25 protein-coding genes are annotated in these 21,184 nt (G+C 41.6%); 1 reads left to right on the forward strand and 24 read right to left on the reverse strand.

Going from position 1 to position 21,184, the window contains the following annotated elements; all coding sequences use genetic code 11:
- Positions 1-62: 62 nt before the first annotated feature.
- The gene (dapB, locus tag WFH04_RS13880; protein ID WP_381481931.1) at positions 63-857 is read right to left on the reverse strand and encodes a 4-hydroxy-tetrahydrodipicolinate reductase; all 795 of its coding nucleotides are present in this window, start codon (positions 855-857) and stop codon (positions 63-65) included.
- Positions 850-1,194 carry a nucleotide pyrophosphohydrolase gene (locus tag WFH04_RS13885; RefSeq protein WP_336824658.1) on the reverse strand — a complete coding sequence of 115 codons (345 nt, stop codon included), beginning with the start codon at positions 1,192-1,194 and terminating at the stop codon, positions 850-852. Before WFH04_RS13885 ends, dapB begins: the two co-directional genes overlap by 8 nt.
- 106 nt (positions 1,195-1,300) lie before the next feature.
- Between WFH04_RS13885 and WFH04_RS13890 the strand changes: the two genes are divergently transcribed.
- Complete coding sequence (locus WFH04_RS13890; RefSeq protein ID WP_336824659.1) at positions 1,301-2,173, forward strand: YitT family protein; 873 nt, start codon at positions 1,301-1,303, stop codon at positions 2,171-2,173.
- A 49-nt stretch (positions 2,174-2,222) separates the two neighbouring features.
- On the opposite strand, the gene WFH04_RS13895 is transcribed toward WFH04_RS13890, so the two are convergent.
- The 22 genes from WFH04_RS13895 to WFH04_RS14000 form a co-directional block, all read right to left on the reverse strand.
- On the reverse strand, positions 2,223-2,891 hold the full coding sequence (locus tag WFH04_RS13895; protein WP_336824660.1) for a zinc metallopeptidase: 669 nt from the start codon (positions 2,889-2,891) through the stop codon (positions 2,223-2,225).
- A gap of 68 nt (positions 2,892-2,959) precedes the next feature.
- A complete protein-coding gene (gene lhaT / locus WFH04_RS13900; RefSeq protein ID WP_336824661.1) occupies positions 2,960-3,529 on the reverse strand; it encodes a lipoprotein heptaprenylglyceryl N-acetyltransferase LhaT in 570 nt (189 codons plus the stop codon).
- A gap of 258 nt (positions 3,530-3,787) precedes the next feature.
- The gene (locus WFH04_RS13905) at positions 3,788-4,558 is read right to left on the reverse strand and encodes a menaquinol-cytochrome c reductase cytochrome b/c subunit (RefSeq protein ID WP_336824662.1); all 771 of its coding nucleotides are present in this window, start codon (positions 4,556-4,558) and stop codon (positions 3,788-3,790) included.
- A gap of 56 nt (positions 4,559-4,614) precedes the next feature.
- The gene (gene qcrB / locus WFH04_RS13910; protein WP_147059784.1) at positions 4,615-5,289 is read right to left on the reverse strand and encodes a menaquinol-cytochrome c reductase cytochrome b subunit; all 675 of its coding nucleotides are present in this window, start codon (positions 5,287-5,289) and stop codon (positions 4,615-4,617) included.
- Positions 5,290-5,311: 22 nt separating this feature from the next.
- Entirely contained in the window at positions 5,312-5,815 is a 504-nt protein-coding gene (locus WFH04_RS13915; RefSeq protein WP_336824678.1) for a QcrA and Rieske domain-containing protein, read from the reverse strand.
- A gap of 199 nt (positions 5,816-6,014) precedes the next feature.
- Positions 6,015-6,464, reverse strand: a complete 450-nt coding sequence (locus WFH04_RS13920) for a DUF2487 family protein (RefSeq protein WP_336824663.1) — start codon at positions 6,462-6,464, stop codon at positions 6,015-6,017.
- 55 nt (positions 6,465-6,519) lie between these two features.
- Entirely contained in the window at positions 6,520-7,074 is a 555-nt protein-coding gene (locus WFH04_RS13925; protein WP_336824664.1) for a ReoY family proteolytic degradation factor, read from the reverse strand.
- A gap of 1 nt (position 7,075) precedes the next feature.
- The gene (locus WFH04_RS13930; RefSeq protein ID WP_336824665.1) at positions 7,076-8,338 is read right to left on the reverse strand and encodes a tetratricopeptide repeat protein; all 1,263 of its coding nucleotides are present in this window, start codon (positions 8,336-8,338) and stop codon (positions 7,076-7,078) included.
- A gap of 42 nt (positions 8,339-8,380) precedes the next feature.
- Positions 8,381-9,673: a 3-phosphoshikimate 1-carboxyvinyltransferase gene (aroA, locus tag WFH04_RS13935; protein ID WP_336824666.1), complete on the reverse strand. Its 1,293-nt coding sequence runs from the start codon at positions 9,671-9,673 to the stop codon at positions 8,381-8,383.
- A gap of 16 nt (positions 9,674-9,689) precedes the next feature.
- On the reverse strand, positions 9,690-10,805 hold the full coding sequence (locus WFH04_RS13940; protein WP_336824667.1) for a prephenate dehydrogenase: 1,116 nt from the start codon (positions 10,803-10,805) through the stop codon (positions 9,690-9,692).
- Positions 10,802-11,899 carry a histidinol-phosphate transaminase gene (gene hisC / locus WFH04_RS13945; protein WP_336824668.1) on the reverse strand — a complete coding sequence of 366 codons (1,098 nt, stop codon included), beginning with the start codon at positions 11,897-11,899 and terminating at the stop codon, positions 10,802-10,804. Before hisC ends, WFH04_RS13940 begins: the two co-directional genes overlap by 4 nt.
- A 29-nt stretch (positions 11,900-11,928) precedes the next feature.
- A complete protein-coding gene (gene aroH / locus WFH04_RS13950) occupies positions 11,929-12,294 on the reverse strand; it encodes a chorismate mutase (RefSeq protein ID WP_336824669.1) in 366 nt (121 codons plus the stop codon).
- 2 nt (positions 12,295-12,296) lie between these two features.
- Entirely contained in the window at positions 12,297-13,397 is a 1,101-nt protein-coding gene (gene aroB / locus WFH04_RS13955) for a 3-dehydroquinate synthase (RefSeq protein WP_336824670.1), read from the reverse strand.
- 1 nt (position 13,398) lies between these two features.
- Complete coding sequence (aroC, locus tag WFH04_RS13960; RefSeq protein ID WP_336824671.1) at positions 13,399-14,580, reverse strand: chorismate synthase; 1,182 nt, start codon at positions 14,578-14,580, stop codon at positions 13,399-13,401.
- A 122-nt stretch (positions 14,581-14,702) separates the two neighbouring features.
- On the reverse strand, positions 14,703-15,473 hold the full coding sequence (locus WFH04_RS13965; RefSeq protein WP_336824679.1) for a CheR family methyltransferase: 771 nt from the start codon (positions 15,471-15,473) through the stop codon (positions 14,703-14,705).
- Between the two features lie 711 nt (positions 15,474-16,184).
- Positions 16,185-16,631, reverse strand: coding sequence for a nucleoside-diphosphate kinase (gene ndk, locus WFH04_RS13970; RefSeq protein ID WP_336824672.1), 447 nt, complete (start codon positions 16,629-16,631; stop codon positions 16,185-16,187).
- Between the two features lie 92 nt (positions 16,632-16,723).
- The gene (locus tag WFH04_RS13975) at positions 16,724-17,698 is read right to left on the reverse strand and encodes a polyprenyl synthetase family protein (RefSeq protein WP_336824673.1); all 975 of its coding nucleotides are present in this window, start codon (positions 17,696-17,698) and stop codon (positions 16,724-16,726) included.
- Between the two features lie 26 nt (positions 17,699-17,724).
- The gene (locus tag WFH04_RS13980) at positions 17,725-18,420 is read right to left on the reverse strand and encodes a demethylmenaquinone methyltransferase (RefSeq protein WP_336824674.1); all 696 of its coding nucleotides are present in this window, start codon (positions 18,418-18,420) and stop codon (positions 17,725-17,727) included.
- Positions 18,421-18,438: 18 nt separating this feature from the next.
- On the reverse strand, positions 18,439-19,173 hold the full coding sequence (locus WFH04_RS13985) for a heptaprenyl diphosphate synthase component 1 (protein WP_336824675.1): 735 nt from the start codon (positions 19,171-19,173) through the stop codon (positions 18,439-18,441).
- 47 nt (positions 19,174-19,220) lie between these two features.
- Positions 19,221-19,442 (reverse strand): trp RNA-binding attenuation protein MtrB, encoded by a 222-nt coding sequence (mtrB, locus tag WFH04_RS13990; RefSeq protein ID WP_336824676.1) that lies wholly within the window; start codon positions 19,440-19,442, stop codon positions 19,221-19,223.
- Between the two features lie 65 nt (positions 19,443-19,507).
- Entirely contained in the window at positions 19,508-20,077 is a 570-nt protein-coding gene (gene folE, locus WFH04_RS13995) for a GTP cyclohydrolase I FolE (protein ID WP_336824677.1), read from the reverse strand.
- 175 nt (positions 20,078-20,252) lie between these two features.
- Positions 20,253-20,525: an HU family DNA-binding protein gene (locus tag WFH04_RS14000; protein WP_147059822.1), complete on the reverse strand. Its 273-nt coding sequence runs from the start codon at positions 20,523-20,525 to the stop codon at positions 20,253-20,255.
- Positions 20,526-21,184: the final 659 nt, after the last annotated feature.

The following is a 21,184-nucleotide window of genomic DNA, read 5'->3' on the forward strand; positions in this document are numbered from 1 at the left end:
CAATCAATTATGCCTCTTTAATCATTCACTATAAAGAATTCTTTATAATAATTAGTCAATGACTATAGTAACTTTTCGAGACCATAAATAAGATCCGTTCTGCCGACAACATCCCGGATTGCCATCATTATGCCAGGCATAAAACTTTTCCTGTCGAATGAGTCATGACGAAGCGTCAGTAATTCCCCTTCCCCACCTAATAGCACTTGCTGATGCGCCAATAATCCCGGAAGACGGACGCTATGAATTTTCATGCCTTCTACATCAGCACCACGAGCGCCATTTAAATGCTCTTGTTCTTCAGGGTGTCCTTGAATATGCGATGGTCGCACTTGCTTAATCATATCTGCCGTTTTGACAGCTGTTCCCGAAGGTGCATCCAACTTCCGATCATGGTGCATTTCAATAATTTCTACATCGCCTAAATAACGTGCAGCTTGCTGAGCGAATTTCATCATTAAAACAGCGCCAATCGAGAAGTTTGGCGCAATCAATCCGCCAACTTTTAATTCATTGACCAAACCTTCAATATCCTTTACTTCGTCTTCTGTCAAACCTGATGTACCTACTACTGGATGTATCCCTAATAGTAATGCCTCTTTCACATTTTGAAAGACAGCATCCGGATCAGTCACATCAAGCAGAACATCCGGGGCACATTCCTCCGCCAATTTCGATAAAGACGTATAAATCGGAATGCCCATCTCTTCATCGATAATTATTGAGTTATGTAAATACTTTCCATCATATTTATAGTCTAACGCAGCAACGACTTGTGCATCTTTAGCCTCTTCAATTGCCTGAATAGCCGTTGTGCCCATTCGTCCCCGAGCTCCAGCAATCGCTACTTTAATCATTTTTTCCATCCCCCTTTTTCGTCCATCGGTCTGCATCCCTTTTGTTGAACTTGCTCATTACAGATGCCAAGGCTTTTTGCAAATCGATACCTTCTGCATTTGCAAAACAAATCAAAACGAAAAGCAAATCCCCTGTTTCTTCTTCAAGCGATCGTACTGCTTCTGTTTTTTTCTTCTTTTTCATTCCATATACATGTTGTACTTCTCTCGAAAGCTCACCTAACTCCTCCGTGAGCCTTGCCAACAATTCCATCGGAGGAAAATACCCTTCCTCAAAACTTGATATGTACGAATGTACCTCGTCTTGTAAATCTTTTATTGTTTTAAGCGATTCCATTTGTTTCATCATCCTCCATTTGCTATCGTAACATTCACGAATCAGTTGTCAAAAATTGAAGAATCAAAGATAATAGACATGTTGTCTGTAGAAAGGTGGTTATGTTTTGCTAAAAGGAATTAAAATTAAAAACATTTTTTTCATCGTATTAGGTGCAGCCATTTTTAGTTTCGGATTAGTTCATTTTAACATTCAACATGAACTTGCCGAAGGCGGCTTCACCGGAATTACACTTATATTGCTATTTGCATTCAACTGGGATCCCGCCATTATGAACCTTCTTTTAAACATCCCGATGTTCTTAATTGGTTGGAAACTATTAGGAAGAAAAGTTTTTATCTATACAATTATTGGAACAGTTTCAGTTTCGGTCTTTTTAAAAGTATTTATGAAATATCAATATGATATCCATTTGGAAGGAGACATGTTTCTTGTCGCGCTTTTCGCCGGAATATTTATTGGAATCGGACTTGGCATCATTTTCCGGTACGGAGGCACAACTGGCGGTGTAGATATTATCGCACGTTTAGCCCATAAATACATAGGATGGAGCATGGGGAAAACGATGTTCATGTTCGATGCGATCGTCATCCTACTTTCTTGGATTGTCTATTTAGACCATCGTTCCGTCATGTATACGCTCGTTGCACTATTCGTAGGCGCTAAAGTGATCGATTTTGTCCAAGAAGGTGCGTACGCCGCTAGAGGCGCTTTTATCATCTCGGAACATCAGGATGCAATTGCTACAAAAATCGCTGCAGAAATGGAGCGTGGCGTAACTGTTTTTAAAGGCTATGGTCATTTTACAAAATCAGACCGAGAAATACTATACTGTGTCATCGGAAAAAATGAATTAATGAGACTGAAAAGTATTATTACCTCTATTGACCCACATGCATTTGTATCGGTAAGTGAAGTACATGATGTATTAGGTGAAGGTTTTACACTCGATGAACAAAAGCAGCCTTTAGAAAAATAAATAAAAAACCGTCCTTATTGCACTATAAAATAAGGACGGTTTTTCTGTTTTAGTCTCTGTTTGTGAAAATAAGGATAAGGCGAAGCAATTCAAGAACTGCAACGGCAGTAGCCGCTACATATGTCATGGCAGCCGCGCTTAAAACTTTTTTCGCATGCGGTTCCTCTTCATTTCTAATAATGCCCAACTGAACAATTTGATTCATTGCTCTGCTTGAAGCATTGAATTCAACAGGAAGCGTAACGATTTGGAAAAGAACTCCTACAGCCATTAAAGCGATTCCAATCCCTAAGAGGGAGTTCATACTGGAGAAGATTAGTCCAATCATGATGAAGATCCAAGATGCATTTGACGTAATATTAGCGACAGGTGCTAACCTATGGCGAAAACGCAAGAAGGAGTATGCTTCTTTGTCTTGAATCGCATGTCCTACTTCATGCGCTGCTATTGCCGTTCCAGCTACGGAAGCTTCATGATAATTTTGTGGAGACAGTGCAACGATTTTTGTAATTGGATTGTAATGGTCACTTAGAAAACCTTGGCTCTCAACAACTTTCACATCATGCAAGCCATTTTGGTCCAAAATCATACGTGCAACCTCTGCTCCAGTCATTCCAGATGTGGAACGGACTTTTGAATATTTGTTATACGTACTCTTCACTTTAAACTGAGCATAAAGCGGCAGCAAAATGATGATGCCCAAATAAATCAGAAACATCTTCGTTTCCTCCCCTTTCTCTATAGTACTATTTTATATTGGACGCGGTTTTACCGCAACTTTTACGTCTAAGCATTTAAAGATTGTTTCCTCTTTTTCCAAACATAGTACGCTATACTTATACAAATAATGGAGAGCCAAAATGTAAAGTAGCCAATTACATTCATGTGCTTCATCAAATCATAGTAAATAGGCATTTGTCCAAACACATAATCGATGACGTCATTATGAAGAGTCCAAATTGCCGCTATCACGATGTGTTTAAATTCAAAGCGATACATTGGAATGTATAAAATGGCCTGTATAGCCATAGCCAAATGCGAACCGATTAACATCCAGCCTTGCCAACCGATATCACCAGTTTCCGCCAATGTAAGCAAATTCATGACAACTGCCCAAAGTCCATATTTCACTAATGTGATAAGCGCAAGTGCTTCCACTAATTTGAAATTTTTATGTATGAGCCAGCCAATTAAAGCGATACAAAAAAACAAACTTGCAGTTGGACTGTCTGGAACGAAAATCCAAAAAATCGGTTCTGTACTTTTTAGCTGCCACATATACCAGTCATAGCCGTAAACGGTTCCAATGATGTTTATAAACAGCAATATCCAAAGAAAGGATTTATGCGTAAGCATAAGCCAAATGCGATGAACGAATGAAATACAGGCCAACTCCCTTCACACGTAAATAAGGTTCTACTAATATCTTCGGAAATGTCTTTACACTTTATTCAGACTACGCTTATCATTCATTAATCTCCTGCTGAAAAATGTTCTTATCGAAGTGTGTAGCTATGTAACACATCTTAATAGAAATAAAGACGGAGAAAAACAAGTTGTTTTTTCTCCGTCTGTTAAATGAATTATTTTGCCTAAAATGGCATATGGATCTTCTTATTCTCCTGATTTCAAGTTAGCAATGAATTCTGCTAAGACTTCAAGCTCTTCATCCGACCCTGTCCATTGCCCTGGAGGCATGTCGCCAATACCATTGTGGGCAATATCTTTAATTTCTTCAGCTGAAAGACCAGTATCCACTAAAGGATCTCCTAAACCACCTTGGAAGGCATCTCCGTGACAGTTAATACAAGATGATCCAGCATAAATCTGATAACCTTCAGAATTCTCATCAAACTGTGCTTCTTCAACGATTGCCCCTTGAGCTTTCGCTGCTTCCCAGTCATGGTTCACAACGGATTCCCATGTCAAGTAGAAAATTGCAGCAAACGCAAGTAGCATGAAGCCTGTTGGAAGAGGTCGTTTGAATGGACGGCGCTCTTTTGATGTATCCATGAATGGTACAAGCATCAATGCACCAATCGCAAGCCCAGGGATTACGATTGCACCGATGACGTTGTATGGTCCGGATGCGAATTCATACTTCAGCAATTGATACATGAAAAGGAAATACCAGTCAGGAACCGGTATGTATGTTGTATCTGTCGGGTCAGCTTGTCTTTCAAGCGGCGACGGATGGGCAACTGTAATAATTAAATATCCAATTAGGAAAACAGCACCGATCATCCACTCTTTCAAGAGGAAGTTCGGCCAGAAAGCTTCCGTCTTACCTGGATATTCCGAGTAATCTTTCGGGACGTTTGGCATCTTGCCTTCAGCTTTGATGCGCGAGTCACCGACAAATTTCATACCTTTTCCGCGATGCATTTTGTCCCCTCCTTATTATAATTTCAGACAGTCGAACATCCACTTTCATGTGGATCTTATAGCGGTCCGGAAATACCTTGTCTTCTGATCATGATAAAGTGTGCTGCAAGCAACCCAAGCAAAGCAGCTGGTAGGAAGAATACATGAATCGCGAAGAATCGTGTTAATGTTTGAGCACCAAGGATAGTGGAGTCTCCAGCAAGCAAAATCTTAATTTGCTCACCGATAAATGGCACTGACGCAGCAATTTCGATCCCTACTTTTGTTGCGAACAACGCTTTCATATCCCATGGTAACAAGTAGCCTGTGAATCCAAGACCAAGCATTGTAACGAAGATCAATACTCCGACAACCCAGTTTAGTTCACGAGGTTTCTTATATGAGCCTGTAAAGAATACACGCAAAGTATGTAGGAACATCATAACGATAACAAGCGATGCTCCCCAGTGGTGCATCCCACGCACAATTTCTCCGAATGCTACTTCATTTTGAAGATAGTAAACGGATTTCCATGCATTTTCAATATCCGGGGTATAATACATTGTAAGGAACATGCCCGATAGAATCTGGATGACCGTTACGAAAAACGTCAAACCTCCGAAACAATAAATGAATGCAGAAAAATGATGTGCAGGGTTTACGTGCTCAGGTACTTCGTGGTCAGCGATATCACGCCAAATTGGGGTGATATCCAACCGTTCGTCAACCCAATCATAAATTTTATTTAGCACTTCGGTCGTACCCCCTTACATATTAAACTAATGTGTTTGGAACCGTTTTTCCAAGATAGACGAAGCCATCCACGATTTCGACCAAATACTCATCAAGTGGTCCCAATGGTGGAGTTCCTGCTACGTTTTTACCGTTTTTCTCATAACGTCCAGCGTGGCAAGGGCAGAAGAATTCATTCTTATGTTTATCCCCTTCCCAGTTCACCGTGCATCCAAGATGCTTACAGACAGGAGAAAGTGCGATGACCTTATCGCCTTCTTTATAGACCCAAGCAGTGTTCGATACATCGGATTTATACCATGCATCTTTCCGATCCTTAATAGTAAAGTCAACACGGACTGGAACTTCTGTCAACTCATCCACTTTTTGCGGAGTTGCAATGAAATCCCCTTCACCTTTCGGTTGCAATACCGGATCGACCGCAAAGCGGACCATTGGCATCAACATCGCTGAAGCCATAAATCCACCGACACCCATTAGTGAGTAGCTTAGGAATTGGCGTCTTGACACTTTGCTGCTCATCAGTTTCCCTCCTCTTACTCCAAAATCAGTCCAACGGACATACTATTGCTAATTGTAATTCTAGGACATATCTATGATATATCAATATTAATCTAAATTCAATCATGCTTTCCATCGATAATGGAGATTGTGAACAATTGATGAATTTTATTAGAAATCTTTATTTCTTTTCCTATTTATCGATGAATAGAACAGCATTACGTTAATTTCCTGACCATTTTTCCGTAAATGTAGGCAGTATTTGTCGCAGTTGATCTTCTAAAATGGATTGTCGCAATTGCACATCCATGCTCTCAAGAGGTATCGATGGCATCCAAACAACTTGTCCAGGAACCTCGATTGACATCCACTCCGAATCCGTTGTTATGAAGAACACGTGCTTGAACGGCGTTTCACCAAATGCCTGCAACGTTGTAGAAGCCATCGTTTTTAGATCTGTTAATGGTGTATAGGCAAATGGCGGTGCAAACATCATACGACCTTTAAATTGCATTTCAATCATTGACGTCAAATGCATGATGAATTCTGTCGATGATGCACCTGTTTTCATATTATCCGATTTCGTCTCCACTTTTACAAGCGGAACCACTAACGTATCGATATATTCTTTCTGTTGCAAGTATGTATCCATATCCTTGCCTGTCCAATTCATATCTAACCACTCTCCCCCGAATACTCATGCAAATGACTCCACCTATTCGATGGAGTCACGATTCTTTCGTCGTTTTCATATCGTTCAACATAGATGATAGGATGAGAAACCTCTCTCTGTCATTTGCATCGAGCGCTTCATCTACCCGTTTCATCAACATTTCAAGTGACATCGAAACGACACTTTCCTCCAAAAGGCGTTCAGCGATTTTTCGATCGCTCGCACTTACTTGGAGCTCATCAGGCAAATAAGGATTCTCTTCCCGTACCATTGCATATTCCGGGCACGCATGGCTGTTCGGGAAATTTAATTGAATAAACATCTTTTCGTCCGGATGAAGACGTAAATCATGAAAAGACTTTTCCGCATCCGCTGTCATCAAGTTCCCTTTATAAAATCGGAAAGGGATGCTTTCGGAATTCGTTGTTGAAATCACCATAGCACGCGGGCAATAATGAGCTTCATCCGTAAAGTGGACATTTTTGAGAAGTTGTTCATGGCTAAGAAGATAGTTCAATATCCAGACACATTCCCGGCGCTTTAATTTGTAGCGCTTTAAAAACCACCGTACAAAATCCTTTTTGGCAGCGACAGGAATCACGGCAGTCATATCACACCTCCTCATCATTCAACATTTCAAGAAAAACGGTCCATTCTTCATGCTCTCCATGCTTCAATAATTCATTAATTACTTCGATAGCTTCCTGACGTTTTCCTTCTTCCAATAAAAATCGGATGTAGCGATCCAAGAATGACGGATCATCTGTCATCTTAGCATATGCCTTACTATAAGATACGTATGCATCGTCAAATTGTTCCTGACGTTCCAAAGCATATGCTTTAAAGGCATCGATTAACGGAATGTCGAATTGGTCAGCATCGACATCTTCCAATAGTTGAAGCAATTCTTCATCTTGCTCCCTTTCATTGTACAATGATGCGAGTGTAATGAGTGCTTCCAAGTATTCAGGGTCGAGCGCCAAAGATTCCTTCAAATGCATCTCTGCTTCGTTTGGCATTCCTAACTTCAAAGCGGATTTAGCTGCAGACAAACGGAGCTCCTTATCGAATTCATCCCTTTTAATGCCTGATAGAAACCACTCATATGCTTTCTGATCATTTCCAAGCTGCGCTTGAACTTGCCCCGCCAACATATAGGCAGAAAAATAGTCAGGATCTATTTCCGCCAACTGATCAAGTAATCCGATTGCTCGCTCCAGATGCCCGCTTTGATAATAAGCGAACGCAGCCCCGAAAAGGGCGTCTGGCGATACTTCTTTTTTCAGCAACGCCTCATAATAAGGGAGCGCCTCTTCATATGCCGCGCCGGCGCTATATGTTTCTGCAAGTCGATGAAGGATATTCGTTCCAGCAATTTCATTATGCCCTTCATCATGAAGTTCTTTATAGCCGGTAGCTGCTTCTAAGTATCTCCCTGCGTCTAATAGCAACTCGGCATAAGCAAATCGGATAATCGGCTCATAAGGAGATAGCGAAAGGGCTTCCTTCACTTTTTGCATTGCAGCCTCCGCCATACCAATCATTTGATAATAATCAGCCAATGCCATAAGCGCCTGCACATATTCCTCATCATCAGGCGAAATGTCTGTTAAAAGCAATAATGCCTCATCTTCCTCGCCTAACTCCAACAAAGTGCCAGCCCTGTCAATTTTCAATTGCGCTTCATTAGGCATTAATTTAAGCAAACCTTCATAAATATGATCGGCTTGACCGATAAAACCATAGTCAATCAAAACAGTCGCAGCGTCATATAAAAAATCATATTCCTCTGCTTGCTCTGCACGATCGATGAATGCATGAATCGCTTCAATATCACCATCCAAAACCGATTTTTCAAAATCATGTAACTGCATCATATTTTCACCTGTTCCTTCATGTAGTATACATTAGGAAAATTATTCTTCCACGGCAGATAGTTGGTAGAGGTGTTCAAAGAAATTAGGATACGATATGGCAATGCAATCTGGATCTTCGATATGCACTGGCCCATCAGCTACATAGGCCGCAATAGCTGCCATCATCCCAATTCGATGGTCTCCATAGGAAGATAGGGATGCACCTTTTAAAACGGTTGGTCCATGAATAATCATGCCATCTTCCGTCGCTTCAATGTCAGCGCCCATTTTTTTTAATTCTTCCGTTACCGCCGTTATCCTATCCGTCTCTTTAACACGCAGTTCCGCCGCGTCCTTAATGACTGTCTTCCCTTTCGCTTGTGTAGATAAAAGAGCGATGATCGGAATTTCATCAATCAGTTTTGGAATTAACTCCCCACCGATTTCAATGCCACGCAATGAATCCGCCGTTACATTTACATTGCCAAATGGTTCGCCATCATCACCATTTCGATCCGTTACTACAACTTTTGCGCCCATCGCTTTTAAAACGTCAATAATTCCGGTACGAGTAGGATTTAATCCGACATTGATAAAATCGACTGAGCTACCTTCTAACATTGCAGCAGCAACCATGAAAAATGCCGCGGAAGAAATATCCCCTGGAACGACGACTTTACTTCCTTGGAGTGTTTGTCCACCTTCTATGCTCACAGTCTTATCCGAGCGTAGCACATTTGCACCAAACTGCGCCAACATACGCTCCGTATGATCTCTCGTAACATCGATCTCTTTAACAGTTGTCATTCCTTCAGCGTTCAATCCCGCGAAAAGGATTGCTGACTTAACTTGAGCGCTTGCTACGGGTAACTCATAATCAATTGCCGTTAGCTTACTACCCGTAATCGTCAGTGGCAAAAAGTCATCACCGTGAATGAGTGCCCCCATTTTTTGCAATGGACCTGTCACTCTCTTCATTGGTCGTTTTGATAAAGAAGCATCTCCGGTCAAAACGGATTTCACGTTCGAGGAGGCAAGAATGCCTAACATGAGCCTAGCTGTCGTTCCTGAGTTTCCAGCATACAAAGTATCAGCAGGTGCTGTCCAATTTTTCATGCCAGGACTGTCAATCCAAACATGTTCTCCTTCCCTTTTAATATAGACACCTAATTGCTTAAAGATTTCAATTGTCCGAAGGCAATCTTCGCCAGATAAGAAACCGGTAACTTCCGTTCTACCTTTCGCAATCGATCCTAACATGATTGCACGGTGAGAGATGGACTTGTCTCCCAATACTTTGCATTCGCCTTTTAAAACTGGTTTACGGAATTCGACCGTTCGTGATCCAACCATGTGAGAATCCTCCCTATCAAATGATATGCATGCTATAGTCAGTTGCTTTCGAAAGAGCAACTCTCGCTTTTTTGCGGTCATCAGCATTTTGGAAACTGATGACCAAAATGCCGTATACATCTGTTCTCGTTTCAACAATACGGATATTTGTTAAACTGATTTGCTCATCAGCTAAAATTTTCGTAACTTCAGAAATCACTCCCGGGTGATCCGGAATATCAATATGCAAATCAAATGTCATATATAGCGCACCTTGCACTGCCCCCTCAAATGTGGACGGAAGCGCATCGCGGCTGTTCTTGGCACGTTCAAAAAAGGTATAAATCTGCTCCGGATCATTTTCAAGTAGCATATTCCGAACATTTTGCATTTCATCTAACCAGCCATCTATCTGTGCCAATAATTCGGTTCTGTTTTGAATTGTAATATCTCTCCACATAGTTGGATCTGCAGAAGCGATTCTCGTTAAATCCCTAAATCCACCAGCCGCCAAGTTTCTGACAAATGGCTGTTCATCTTCTTGTGCGGATAGTCGTTCAACGAGCGCTGAAGCGATAATATGTGGAAAATGACTAATAATAGCAGTCATCCTGTCATGTTCTTCAGCTTCCAATACAACTACTTTCCCTTTTGAAGGGGCTAATAACGTTCTTAATTGCTCTACTTGTTCCTTATAGCTGTCTGCGGCAGGAGTCAAAATGTAGTAAGCATTCTCAAATAAATGCGCTTTAGCTGCGGCAACCCCACTCTTGTGGGAGCCTGCCATAGGATGGCCACCAATGAATGTAATGCCTTTATCAATAATTGCTTGAGCGGCTTCCATAATCGGCTTTTTCGTACTGCCGGTGTCAGATATAATTACATCGTCCTTAAAATTCCAATCGACCGATTCCTTTAATATGGAAACGGTCGTATTGACTGGTGTTGCAAAAAATATATAATCCGCCTTTTCACAAGCGGCCTTTGCGGATGGAGCCACTTCATCGATAATTCCACGTCGGTATGCTTCGTCAACCGTCGCATAAGACCGGTCGAAACCGATTAGATGAATGGGCGATCCTCCCCGGCGCAAAGCAAGGCCTAAGGAACCACCAATCAGCCCCAATCCAATTATTGCAATCTGCTTCATCATTTTCTACCCTTTTCCATCAATAATTGATCGAAAGCTGAAAAGAGACGATTATTTTGCTCCTCTGTTCCAATCGTTATTCTTACATGATGTGGAGTGCCTAACGCATTTCCACTCCGAACGATAAAACCTTTTTCCAATAGAAACTCAGAGGCTTCATCTGCATCTATAGGAACTTCAATCAAAACAAAATTCGTTTGCGAATCAAACAAATTCAAGCTGTTTTGTGCTGCATACTGTTTAAACCGTTCTCTTTGTTCAGCGTTCAGAAGACGGCATGAGTCAATGAAAGCTTCGTCTTCAAGCGCTTTTTCCGCAACAGTGATCGCCAATGAGTTGTTGTTGAATGGGTTTCTGACTTTATTTAACGGTTCTATTACAGAAGGTGAGCCAATCGCATAGCCAATTCTGAAGGACGCCAACCCATAAGCTTTGGAAAAAGTCCGCATGATGAGAATGTTAGGGAATCGTTTCAATAAGCTAATAGAATCAACATAATCAGGCTCTGTCACAAATTCGATATAAGCTTCATCCAAAACGATAAGTATATGCTCCGGCACTTTCTCTATAAACGAAATCAGATTCTTTTTAGGGATCAAGTTGCCGGTCGGATTGTTTGGATTACAAACAAAGATAACAGCAGTCTGATCTGTAATCTCTTCAAGGAAAGCCGGCAAATCATGTTGACCATCAACTAAAGGAATTTCGCTAATGGCTGCACCTTCGATTTTCGCATTATGTGCATATTGTGGAAAAGTAGGCGTTGCCATAATGGCATGTGAACCTTTGTCCAATAAAGCGCGTGAGATAATGGAAATCGTTTCGTCTGAACCATTGCCAAACAAGATCGCCTCTTCATCCACGCCATATTTTTCAGAAAGTTTTTTGCGAAGTGTTCCCCCATTTCCGTCGGGATAAATCTCAAAGCGCAACGTAGAACTGTTTAAAAACTCTTTTACAGATTTTGCACAGCCGTATGGATTTTCATTTGATGCCAATTTAACAACTTCTGTCAAATTGTAAGTTTCCATCACTTCTTCAATTGATCTTCCGGGTTTGTATGGCTTCATTTCCCGTAAAACTTGTTTCCATTTCATATGTATCCCCTCCGGCCAAAATGAATCGTTTATTTTTGTAGATCTGGACGTAATTTCACGGCATCCTTTTGATAGATATGTTGGATTTCCTTTTGCGTGGCATCAGTATTAATATGCATCAATATTCTGATACAAAAAGGCATAGCATCTATCACATTCATTTCATGGGTACACATGACAGGGACATATTTCCACCCTTTAATCGACCTAACCGCCTTTGCAGGAAAAGCTGAAGCGATATCTGTTGTTGTCGATATAATGACTGAGACAATATCCTCTGGTGCCACTTTATTCGCATTTGCCATTTCGATTACTAAAGCTTCAGTCGCATCATGTACAATTTGCGCTTCGTCCAGCTCTACTGTCGTTGCTCCTCTGACTCCACGTACCGTCATAGTCACTCCTCCATTTCGACTCTCTTTTGTAGTTCATAGAATGCATTTTCGCATTCCTCTTCTGTAACTGCCTGGACAAATGGATGGCCAAAATTTTTAAGTAATACAAAGTTTAACTGGCCAAATGAAGCTTTCTTATCTTTTTTCATATATTGTAAAAAGTCTTCGAATTTGAATGATCGTACTGGGGCAAATGAATACCCATTTGACAATGAAAAACGAATAAAGCGATTTGTAATTGAAGAATTAATTTCACTAAAATTTTCGCTTAATAGAAGGCTATAGGCCATGCCAATCATGACCGATTCTCCATGACTAAGGCCTCCAAAACCGCAAACCGCTTCAACTGCATGCCCAAATGTATGACCGAAATTTAAAAATTTGCGTTTACCATATTCATATTCATCTTCAGCAACAATATCCGCCTTCACTTGTATCCCTTTTAATAATTCACTTGAAAGCCAATCAATCGATGGAGAAGAAAATCGGTCATTTGAAAGCAGTTCTTCTGACCATGCAGCGTCTGAGATAAACGCATGTTTGATGAGCTCAGTCATGCCAGATCTCACTTCTCGAGGGGGTAACGTTTCGAATAAAGCTGTTTCAAATAAAACAGCGGAAGGTTGATGAAAAGAACCAACCATATTTTTTCCTTCGGGCATATTAATCGCTGTCTTTCCCCCAACCGCACTGTCATGCGACAGAATCGTCGTCGGACATTGAATGAATCGAATTCCACGCATGAAAGTTGCTGCGACAAATCCTGTCAAGTCGCCTACTGCGCCGCCTCCAAATGCAATTAATATGGAATTCCGAGTAAAACCTTCTTTTAAAAAAAAGGAATGGCACTCGCCATATACAGACAACGTTTTACATTGCTCGCCAGCGGGGACTAACTTGATAACCGGTTGTACACCGCATGAATTAAGAGCTTCTTTTAGTAAAGCCAAATGAAGGGATGCGACATGTTCGTCCGCTATGATGCCGACATGATCCGCATTTGTAATTAGGGAGTAATAATCGCTTGAAAACAAATCATACACATTGCGGTCAATATGAACATCATATGAATGCCCTTTAATTTGAACAGTCCGCTTTCCCATGTCAAAACTCCCTCACATATTGTCGGTAACGGTCCATCTCTTCTTTTAATCCTTCCATCGTATCAGAACGGAATTCATCCATAATCGCTTTCGCAATTTCTGTTGCAATAACGTGCTCTGCCACTACAGAAGCTGCTGGGACTGCGCATGGATCCGAACGCTCAATTGTTGCAACGAATGGTTCTTTTGTTTCAATATCAACGCTTTCAAGCGGTTTATAGAGCGTGGGAATCGGCTTCATGACTCCCCGGATGACGATTGGCATGCCCGTCGTCATACCACCTTCGAGACCGCCTAAACGATTTGTTTTACGATAATATCCTTGATCTTCAGAGTAGGCAATTTCATCATGCACTTCACTCCCTGGACGCTTTGCCATTTCAAACCCTAAACCGAATTCCACACCTTTGAACGCATTGATACTCATCATTGCGCCCGATAGCTTCCCATCTAATTTACGGTCAAATTGCACATAGCTGCCAATACCAGGAGGGCAACCTTCAACGATCACTTCCACAACTCCACCAAGTGTATCGCCGCGTTCTTTTATATCGTCTATAGCTTTCACCATTTTTTTTGAAGCTTCCGGATCTGCGCAATAAACCGGATCACTTTCTACGATCGTTCGTATTTCATCTACTGATTTTCCAGCGTAACTTTTCTGGTCTGTTGTCACACCACCAATTTCCGTTACATGAGAAACTGTATGGATCCCTAAAAAACGTAAAAATTGTTTGGCAACAGCACCTACTGCAACACGCATTGTCGTTTCACGAGCAGAGGATCGTTCCAATACATTTCTTAAGTCCCGGTGACCATATTTCATGCCACCAACTAAATCGGCATGCCCTGGCCGCGGCCTGGAGATTCGCCTCTTAATATCTTCAGGGTTCACATCTTCTGGCAATGGCTCAATTCCCATTATTTTCGTCCAATGCTTCCAATCATCGTTCACAACAGTTAATGTTACTGGCGATCCGATCGTTTTGCCATGCCTGACACCAGACGTAATCATGACTTGGTCCTTCTCAATTTGCATGCGGCGGCCTCTTCCATGGCCGCCTTGCCGTCTCTTTAATTCTTTATTGATCATTTCCGCTGTCAACGGCATTTGAGCAGGCAAGCCTTCTATAATTGCTGTAAGTTGAGGGCCATGCGATTCGCCGGCTGTAAAAAACCTCATTTCATTTCCTCCTCTGTCTCTTTATAAAAGGATTGTTTACATCCGTTTCATAGCACTTTACCAAAATGAAGCGAATTTGACCATAGTTTCTAAAGAAAAAAACAACTATTCGTTCCTTTCTATCAAATTTTCTTATAAAAGAATGTTTCTTCCGATTCAAATCCATATTTGGAAGGGTTGAAAATTTGTTCGGTGCTGCCGACGAATAAAATGCCGCCGGGTTTTAATGCCTTTGAAAAATTCATATAAATTTGGTCTTTTGCCTCTTCTGTAAAATAAATCATGACATTTCGGCAAACGATTAAATCAAAACCTGAACCATATGGATCATTCAATAAATTGTGCTGCTTGAATTCCACAGTCCGTTTAATTTCATCCGTCACTTGATAATGATGCCCTTCATTTACAAAATAACGGGATAAAACCGGCTTCGGTACTTCTTTCAATGATCGATCTGCGTAAAGACCGACCTTGGCCCTTTCCAATACGCCAGCATCCAAATCGGTCGCTAAAATGGAAATATCCCTCACTGGTATATGCGAAGATAGCACCATTGCAAGAGAATACGGCTCTTCTCCAGTCGAACAAGCCGCGCTCCAAATTTTCAGTCTCTTGTTTTTCGATAAAAGCATCGGGAATATTTTTTTGTCCAACACATCCCAGCGCTGCCCATTCCGATAAAACTCTGAAACATTGATCGTCATCCGATCGAGGAATTCATCTAACAACTCTTTACTTGTATGTATGGCTTGGTAATATTCCGTAAAATTTCGGTACCCTCTCTTCTCATAAAGGGAAGTAAGTCTTCTTTTCATCTGCGCTTCCTTATATAACGACAGATCAATTCCTGTTTTTGTTTTTATTTTATTAATGAATTCAGCGTAATCCGACAATCTCCATTCCTCCAAATCAATTGCCTCCGCATATATGTAGCCAAATCTCAACCAAAGACCCTTTCCGTATCAAGGCATCCATAAACGTCCTGTACGTACAGCTTCTTCGTAAACTCCTACAAAGACTTTAACATCCGCCTGAGGCTTTATTAATATACATTCACCAGTATTGCAGTCTTTAAAGCGAAGAATGGCGTTTAGGGTCAGATCAAAAGCTTTCTTAACCTTTCCCTCAACTTCCATCCGTAGTAAAGACACCGGCTGTACAGCGAAGCAATTTTTCTTTTTTTACAGTCTCTTATGAAATAAAGAAAAGTATTTGTTATAGGTAGATAAACATTTTTACCTATTATAACGAATAAACGGTAAGGATGTATAAATAATTATGTCAAAGCGCAATTATTGTTCTTTTTTGTTCAAAATATCGCATGTCAAAGCCACAAGATCGCAAAAGAGAATGGATCATTATACCTACTACTTACCGGTATAGGAGGGGTGCCGCTCTAGCTTGTATGCATTCAATATACGGACATCAAGGTAGGTATTAAATATTTTGCTGGAGAAAGATAAAAACAGCCGTGCGGAAATAACCGCTTGGCTGTTTAAGTGCATGTTCAAATGAACGGACAAAATAGCCGCTAAAAGTTCTTCTTGAAAGAACATTCATTACGCCACTATAGTACGTGATCACTTTGAACAAATAGGATGAAATTAGTTAATCCAGTTGTTCATCAATTTATCATAGCTGATAAGTTCTTCTTCTTTAAAGAACAAGCCAATTTCACGAACGGCTGATTCTGGAGAGTCAGACCCGTGGATGATGTTTTTGCCCACAGTAACAGCGAAGTCACCACGGATTGTTCCTGGAGCTGATTCTTTAGGATTCGTTGCACCCATCATTAGACGTGCAGTAGAGATGACATTCTCACCTTCCCAAACCATCGCAAAAACAGGTCCAGAAGTGATGAATTCAACCAGTTCTCCGAAGAAAGGACGCTCTTTATGCTCACCATAATGCTGTTCAGCAAGTTCTTGAGAAATTTGCATTAATTTACCGCCAACAAGTGTAAATCCTTTGCTTTCAAAACGGCTTACGATTTCACCGATCAAGTTTCTTTGTACGCCATCAGGCTTGACCATTAAAAATGTTCTTTCCATTTCTATAAACACTCCTTCAATTGTATGTATGGAATTTTCTCCTTACTGATCGTACCACCTAAGCCTCGATCTTTCAACTATGATCCGGCCTGTCAATACTTTCTTTTCCCTAAGAATTCCGCGATTTTCAACAAGGCAGACTTCGCTTCCCCTTCCGGCAAACTTTCCAATTCATCGATTGCCTTTTTCAAGTAGAGGTCGCTTACACGCTGAGCTCTTTCAATAGCGCCCGATTTTCGGATATACTTGATCATTTCAGCACGTTCCTCTTCCGTCAAAGTACCGTCAAAGGACCGTTGCAAGAATGGTTGGAATTCCTTTTCATCCTTTATGTATAAAGTCGGAAGTGTCAAATGGCCATTCAACAAGTCACTGCCTGCTGGCTTGCCCAATTTTTCATCTGTAGATGTAATGTCCAAAATATCATCGACAATTTGGAAAGCCATTCCTGCAAAGTATCCAAACCTTTGTAATTTACGTACAACGTCAGGAGAAGCATTGGATACTAATGCACCCAATTCACAGCTTGAAGAAAGCAAAAGGGCTGTTTTCCTTTTTATGCGTCGCAAATAATCACGGAAAGTTTGATCCACTTTCTTTTGAAAATCAATTTGAATGATTTCCCCTTTACAAATTTCTAACATCGTCTCGGCCAATAATTGATGAACTTCACGTATCTCGATTTCACCAATCGACATTAGGGCCCGTGAAAAGATATAATCTCCGGTATACATAGCGATACGATTATCCCATTTCGCTTTGACAGTTTTAAACCCCCGTCGTTTATCGGAGTCATCAATTACGTCATCATGGACTAAGGAAGCCATATGAATCAATTCAAGCGAAACGGCGACTTTCGCTACTTTCTCCATCGAATAGTCACCGAATTTAGAGGATAGTATGACAAAGATCGGCCGAATCCTTTTCCCTCCTGCCCGCAGCAAAAGGAGAGAGGCTTGCCGAATGATCGGGGAAGAGGAGTCAACGGATTGTTCAAGTTCCCTTTCGATAAATGCAAGATCCTTACGGAAGTCTGCGTAAAGTGACATTAACTTCAATTTCTCCAAGACAATTACCTTCCCCTGCTTACATTTTATTTGAATGCTATATGTCCGGCTGCTGCGCCGCCGCTATATTTCTTATAGGAAACTTCACTGAATCCAGCGTCTACAAACATTTGAGACAGCTGCTTGACACCCGGAAAATCGTCTGCGGATTCTTGTAGCCACGAATATTCTTTATAGCTCTTCGCAAAGATTTTACCGAATAACGGCATGATATATTTAAAATAAAAACGGAATAGCTGTCGATAAACCGGAATCTCAGTTTGAGAAGTTTCCAAGCACGCCGCCATACCACCCGGTTTTAACACTCGGTGCATTTCTTTCAACACAGTTGCATAATCCGGTACATTTCGCAAGCCGAAACCGATTGTCACATAATCAAAGGAGTTATCAGGAAAAGGCAATTCCATGGCATTCCCTTGGATCAGTTCAATCATTGGATAGCTTTCTACCTTTGGTTTTGCTGAAGCAAGCATCCCTTCACTAAAATCGAGTCCAATTACGCTACCTCGAGTACCGACCGACTCTGCAAGTGCAATTGTCCAATCAGCAGTTCCGCAACAAACATCCAATGCCTTTGAACCTTCCTTGACATCCATTCGCAACATGATATCATTGCGCCATTTTTTATGTTGGTTAAAACTGATGACCGAATTCATCTTATCATAGTCAACAGCTATTTTTTCAAATACATGATGGACTTTTTGTTCTTTTGGTGTCGCCAAAAGCAATCCCTCTTTTCTTCATATCAGCTTGCCTAATAAAGGTGCAGTCAAGCTTTGGATTTCGCGCTTAAGGAAAGGTTGAAGAAAGTCAGCCTTTTCCATTTCAGATCGCAAAGTTTCCGCCAACGTTGAAGCAATTTGCTCAAGTTGTCCTATATGATTATTGTTTTCATTGCAATCGAGCTTTGCATACGGTTCCACGCTCAATTTTTTATTAAAACAATGCAGCGACAAAGCAGTTTCCGCTATTTTTCGATACTGTTCAAAACCATATGTGCGATAAAAAACTGCTACGCATGCCGCTTCTATAGTCGTAACGATATTAAGAAGTTCATTATTATCTGTAATAGGGAATCTCATCATATTCGTTTTCGTTTCGTTAATATGTCCAATTGTTTCCGACATTGAACGAATGAACGCAAAATCCGGCAGAGAAGAAAGCAACCGATAATGTATACCGCTATAATGATCTCCCGAGAGTACCATCAGCTGCTGTTCCTGCGAAGTAGCATTCGTTAAATTGATCTTATCATGGACAGCGAAAGCGGCGTGCACTGCCCCGACAGCAACAGCAGATACTTCGATTTGCTTCGAATATGTTTCCCCGTTTAAATGTGGTAAAAGCATGAAAAATGCTTTTACCTCGTCGATCGATGCCTTTCCAAGCGCTTTTTCCACAATCGGTTCCCGAATGGCATTTTCGACGTACTGTATATAGTTTTGTATCGTTCGATTTATCGTTTGTCTGTCCATCTTCGGATCTCCAATCAAAGAGCTAAGAGAAAGCATCTTTTCACAAATCATTCTTTTCCTTCACTGGAAACGACACCGTGTGAGGAGTGAATTTCCGCTTTACCACGAATTTTCATGGCAGAGGTATGCTCAGTAAATTGGGCGATCATGACTTCTCCTCGATCCAATTTCTCTGTGTGATGGAATTTTGTATCATTCCCTCGTGTCAAACCGATGACATTCACACCGTCTTCCAGCGCTTTTATAATAATATAATCAGGTTGAGTCATGTAAACCACTCCTGTCATTCATATACAATCCATCATATCATAGAGTTGAAGCTGTCGGCAAAGCCTCAAACCGACTTTATAAGAGACAGAATTTCTGCTCTTTTCACATCATCATGTTCATAGATGCCCCGTGCCACTGTCGTAACAGTTTTAGCGCCCGGCTTTTTAATGCCGCGCATCGTCATGCACATATGCTCAGCTTCGATAATGACATATACACCGATTGGGTTGAGCATGTCCATCATTGCATTTGCAACAGTCGATGTAATCCGTTCCTGCAACTGAGGGCGCCTTGCTGTCGTTTCGACCGCACGTGCTAACTTGCTTAAACCGGCAACAACACCATTGCGTGGTATATAAGCAATATGTGCATGCCCAAAAAACGGCACTAAATGGTGCTCACACATTGAGTGGAATGGTATGTCCTTCACCAATACGACTTCATCATGATTTTCATGGAAAACTGTTTCGAAATACTCTTTTGGATCTTTATTCAAACCTTCAAATGCTTCTGCATACATTTTAGCAACACGTTTCGGCGTTTCAAGCAAACCTTCCCGATCCGGGTCTTCCCCGATTGCTTCAAGGATCATTGTAACGGCTTTTTCTATTTTGCCAAGATCCATCTCTGTCATAATGACATCCTCCTCCACCCAAACTAATCTTTCCTCCAAAAATAGTAGCATAATCCTTTCGTTCCGTACAGTTCGCCTCACTTTGAGGAAAATTATGCTGCCAACATAAGAAAGAAAAGGAGCCCGTTCAGCCGATCCGTTAATCGACGAACGAACTCCTATGTAAACTCAAAGATTACTTAACAGCATCTTTAAGCGCTTTACCTGCTTTGAATGCAGGTACTTTACTTGCAGCAATTTCGATTTCTTCTCCAGATTGCGGGTTGCGGCCTTTACGTGCTGCACGCTCGCGAACTTCGAAGTTACCGAATCCGATCAGTTGTACTTTATCACCTTTTGCAAGTGTCGATTGGATTGTATCGAATACAGCTTCAACCGCTTTAGTAGCATCTTTTTTAGTCAGTCCTGCCGCTTCGGCAACTGAGTTGATCAATTCTGTTTTGTTCACACCATTCACCTCCTCTCAAAGGAAATGTATTTCGCTTCTTGATAGGGCAACCGCTTTTCAGAACACCAATAGTGTAACGCATTCTTATCGAACCTTTTAGTGACTGTCATAGCTATATGCTGTCCTATGCTTTTGTTTGTCCAGCTGCAAACACCAGCTCACGCGTCCACTTCAGGCTCTCGGACGAAATGCGTGCATTTCTTCTCGGGCCTTCCAGTGGCCGGTTGAGCTTAACGGTGTTTTCCGCTTTTCTTGTTCAGCTGCAGGTGGCAACCGCTCGGGTCGCTACGAATGAGATATAAAGGCAAAAAGCGCCTTTAGTTTCTCATCCTCCAGCGCCGGTCGCGGCTGGACGCCACCTTCCGCTTTTCTTTGTCCAGCTGCAAACACCAGCTCACGCGTCCACTTCAGGCTCTCGGACGAAATGCGTGCATTTCTTCTCGGGCCTTCCAGTGGCCGGTTGAGCTTAACGGTGTTTTCCGCTTTTCTTGTTCAGCTGCAGGTGGCAACCGCTCGGGTCGCTACGAATGAGATATAAAGGCAAAAAGCGCCTTTAGTTTCTCATCCTCCAGCGCCGGTCGCGGCTGGACGCCACCTTCCGCTTTTCTTTGTCCAGCTGCAAACACCAGCTCACGCGTCCACTTCAGGCTCTCGGACGA

The organism is Sporosarcina sp. USHLN248 (assembly GCF_037144575.1).
GTDB lineage: Bacteria > Bacillota > Bacilli > Bacillales_A > Planococcaceae > Sporosarcina > Sporosarcina contaminans.

Coding starts and splice junctions, on each gene's coding strand:
- WFH04_RS13985 (WP_336824675.1), bottom strand. CDS start 19,173: ATGGACAGACAAACGATAAATCGAACGATACAAAACTATATACAGTAC.
- lhaT (WP_336824661.1), bottom strand. CDS start 3,529: ATGCTTACGCATAAATCCTTTCTTTGGATATTGCTGTTTATAAACATC.
- WFH04_RS13925 (WP_336824664.1), bottom strand. CDS start 7,074: ATGACTGCCGTGATTCCTGTCGCTGCCAAAAAGGATTTTGTACGGTGG.
- WFH04_RS13930 (WP_336824665.1), bottom strand. CDS start 8,338: ATGCAGTTACATGATTTTGAAAAATCGGTTTTGGATGGTGATATTGAA.
- WFH04_RS13905 (WP_336824662.1), bottom strand. CDS start 4,558: ATGCATCGCGGAAAAGGTATGAAATTTGTCGGTGACTCGCGCATCAAA.
- mtrB (WP_336824676.1), bottom strand. CDS start 19,442: ATGACTCAACCTGATTATATTATTATAAAAGCGCTGGAAGACGGTGTG.
- WFH04_RS13940 (WP_336824667.1), bottom strand. CDS start 10,805: ATGATGAAGCAGATTGCAATAATTGGATTGGGGCTGATTGGTGGTTCC.
- WFH04_RS13920 (WP_336824663.1), bottom strand. CDS start 6,464: ATGAATTGGACAGGCAAGGATATGGATACATACTTGCAACAGAAAGAA.
- aroC (WP_336824671.1), bottom strand. CDS start 14,580: ATGAGGTTTTTTACAGCCGGCGAATCGCATGGCCCTCAACTTACAGCA.
- aroH (WP_336824669.1), bottom strand. CDS start 12,294: ATGACGGTACGTGGAGTCAGAGGAGCAACGACAGTAGAGCTGGACGAA.
- aroB (WP_336824670.1), bottom strand. CDS start 13,397: ATGGGAAAGCGGACTGTTCAAATTAAAGGGCATTCATATGATGTTCAT.
- hisC (WP_336824668.1), bottom strand. CDS start 11,899: ATGAAATGGAAACAAGTTTTACGGGAAATGAAGCCATACAAACCCGGA.
- ndk (WP_336824672.1), bottom strand. CDS start 16,631: ATGGAAAGAACATTTTTAATGGTCAAGCCTGATGGCGTACAAAGAAAC.
- WFH04_RS13885 (WP_336824658.1), bottom strand. CDS start 1,194: ATGGAATCGCTTAAAACAATAAAAGATTTACAAGACGAGGTACATTCG.
- aroA (WP_336824666.1), bottom strand. CDS start 9,673: ATGGTTGGATCACGAACGGTCGAATTCCGTAAACCAGTTTTAAAAGGC.
- WFH04_RS13895 (WP_336824660.1), bottom strand. CDS start 2,891: ATGTTTCTGATTTATTTGGGCATCATCATTTTGCTGCCGCTTTATGCT.
- dapB (WP_381481931.1), bottom strand. CDS start 857: ATGATTAAAGTAGCGATTGCTGGAGCTCGGGGACGAATGGGCACAACG.
- folE (WP_336824677.1), bottom strand. CDS start 20,077: ATGACAGAGATGGATCTTGGCAAAATAGAAAAAGCCGTTACAATGATC.